The organism is Roseateles sp. (assembly GCF_052436255.1).
GTDB lineage: Bacteria > Pseudomonadota > Gammaproteobacteria > Burkholderiales > Burkholderiaceae_C > Pelomonas.
In genome coordinates, this window is the sequence record NZ_JBQVNP010000283.1 from 1 (window position 1) to 2,366 (window position 2,366).

Sequence of the window (2,366 nt, forward strand, 5' to 3'; positions counted from 1 at the left end):
TGTTTGCTTCGATAAAGCACCACCCTTCACGAAATGGGGAGGCTGCCAGTGGAACCTACTACGTTGAGTTTTCGTATGCTGGGCCGCATGTTCGGGTTCGAACGACTCCACCTCGTGACCACCCTACCGTCGTTTTAGTGAACGATCAGACTGGTCAATGCGAGGTAATGTATTGGATGTAGGCGGTCGGGGCAGTTTCATGCTTTGCTCGTGTGGCGGGCTTCGGCCAGAAGCAGCCCTTTCGCGGGAGCCAGCCTTGTGACTCGTACGGCGCTCGCGTGAAGGTGCGGCGGGCGGTCGGGACGCTGCGTCCATCAAATAGGTACGTAGGATGGGCGACAACATCAATCAATGTGGGGAAGGCAGATGCAGAGTCAGCGAATGCAGAAACTGGTGGCGGCCTTGACTGCAAGCGGGGGTACCAGGGTGGAGAAGGGCAGTCTTGGTGAAATGCGGGCCAGAGCGTGGCTCGTACTGCAAGACCTGAAGCATGAGGAGATTCCACAATCCCCCGAAACAATGCCGGCGACGCTGAAAGCGCGAGGTGGAAAGCGCCCGGACTTCAAGATGTGGATCGACGAAAGCGGCCCCGTGTATTACTTAGATGCGAAGTTCCATGACACCCAGAAGCTGACCACGTTTCACATGGGTGCGGATGAACTCAGGCAGTACGAAATCTATCGGGAATGGCTAAAAGACGAAGGCATCGACAACGGCCCTCGGCAACTCTGCTTCATGCTCTATCCGCATGAGCTAAGCGGCACAGAGTTCTTGCTGGTCGAGTTGGATGCACTGCTGAACGCGGAGCAAGTTATTTGGAAGAACAAGCCAGCTCGCAAGCTGCTGATCAGCCGCGACACCGGAGCATGGGTGAAGCAACATGAAATCCTTGGCGCGGAGGAAGAAGGGCCGCGTGACGCTAAGCCTTCGCTTGGCGGGCCTGTGTGACCTGCCCGCAGTTTTTGCGTTCCCGCTGGACCTGCAGTTTGCGGTCACCGGATTGGGGAGACGCATGACTCTTGAGGGCCCTATCCAGTCTTTCACTTTGAACGACTGCTCTCGATAAACCCCTCCGACAGCCACGAAACGCAAAGGCACCATCAAGCCAATCCAGATGCCAACGTGTCCGCCCCTAACTGACGCCACTCATCACCTCTCAAAAGCGCTGGCACACCGCAACGTGATGCGCCAGCCCTCCCCTCGACGCCTATCGATCCGGCGCCACCCACTCCTTGCCCAGCGCCCCTGCGCATTCCTGAAGCAGCGTAGTCGCGTCCCGCGCCATCTCCCACGCGAGCCAGAAGACGTTGTCTAGGTTCTGCAAGCCCTCGTCTTCGCTCCATCGGGCGCCGTCGCCGTGGCAGGCCCATAGCAGGGACTTCAGTTGCTCCAGCTTGTTTTCGAGGAGGTCCGGGGCGGCGGGTGCTGTGGCAGCCGCGGCTTCGGGAGATACCGGCGTGTTGGGCCGGGCCATAATTCGATCAGCCATTTTGTTGTGCGTCCTTTCGGAGGTAGTGCACTTCACTTGGTTAGACGGCTGGGGTGTTTGCGCGCCCTGGCCGTCGCCTTTTGTGCCTCGCATTCACATCGATGCGCGTGCGTCGATGGACCGCCGCGAGGCGCGGCGGTCTGTTCGGTTCTGGTTGCTGCTTGTTGGTGATGCCGTCCTTGCCCGCTGGGTGGGGCGCTGAGTGACAGGGGCATTCACTGTAGAGAAGAGAGGCGCTGCGCGGCGCCTGATGTGCGAGGAAGTCTCGATTCTGCGAACAAATGCAGCATTCGGCACTTGCGTGCCGATGCGCCGATCGCGCCGCTGCAGGCCGGCTTTCGGCTCCCGATCAACGCGAAGGAAGCAGCGAGCGCGGAGGCTGTCCGCGCTCGCAACGTGCTTTCAGGAGGCCTGCGGCAGGTAGCTCGGCCTCGCCGCGGTCATGCCCTGCTTCACTTGCTGGGTGACCTGGTCGGCCAACACCTCGTCGAGGCCCGATTCGAGTCCGTCTAGCGCGCGCCTGACGATCTCCTCGGCGCTGGACTTCGGCACTTCGAACCCGCGCGTCAGGTCGGTGTCGACGTAAGCCATGTGCAGCCCCAGCACCTGGGTCTTCTGCGCCGCCAGTTCGTTGCGCAGGCCATTGGTGAGCGACCATGCGGCGGACTTGCTTGCCGAGTAGGCCGCCAGCTCGCCGCCATTCACCCACGAGGCGACCGACAGCACGTTGAGCAAGGCGCCGCCGCCGTTGGCCTTGAGGATCGGCGCAAAGGCCTTGCTCGTGCGCAGCACGGCGAAGAAGTTGGTCTCGAAGATGCGTCGCGCGACTTCTTCGCTGTCGGCTGCGAGAAAGCCTCCCGGCTGGGCGATGCCGGCG

3 protein-coding genes are annotated in these 2,366 nt (G+C 61.3%); 1 reads left to right on the forward strand and 2 read right to left on the reverse strand.

What is annotated here, in order from left to right; all coding sequences use genetic code 11:
• The first annotated feature begins 381 nt into the window (after positions 1-381).
• Positions 382-948, forward strand: coding sequence for a hypothetical protein (locus tag ACT6S0_RS27540; RefSeq protein ID WP_444766910.1), 567 nt, complete (start codon positions 382-384; stop codon positions 946-948).
• A 259-nt stretch (positions 949-1,207) separates the two neighbouring features.
• On the opposite strand, the gene ACT6S0_RS27545 is transcribed toward ACT6S0_RS27540, so the two are convergent.
• Both ACT6S0_RS27545 and ACT6S0_RS27550 read right to left on the reverse strand, forming a co-directional pair.
• Entirely contained in the window at positions 1,208-1,489 is a 282-nt protein-coding gene (locus tag ACT6S0_RS27545) for a hypothetical protein (protein ID WP_444766911.1), read from the reverse strand.
• A gap of 402 nt (positions 1,490-1,891) precedes the next feature.
• A partial coding sequence (locus ACT6S0_RS27550) for an SDR family NAD(P)-dependent oxidoreductase (protein WP_444766912.1) occupies positions 1,892-2,366 on the reverse strand: 475 nt, incomplete at its 5' end.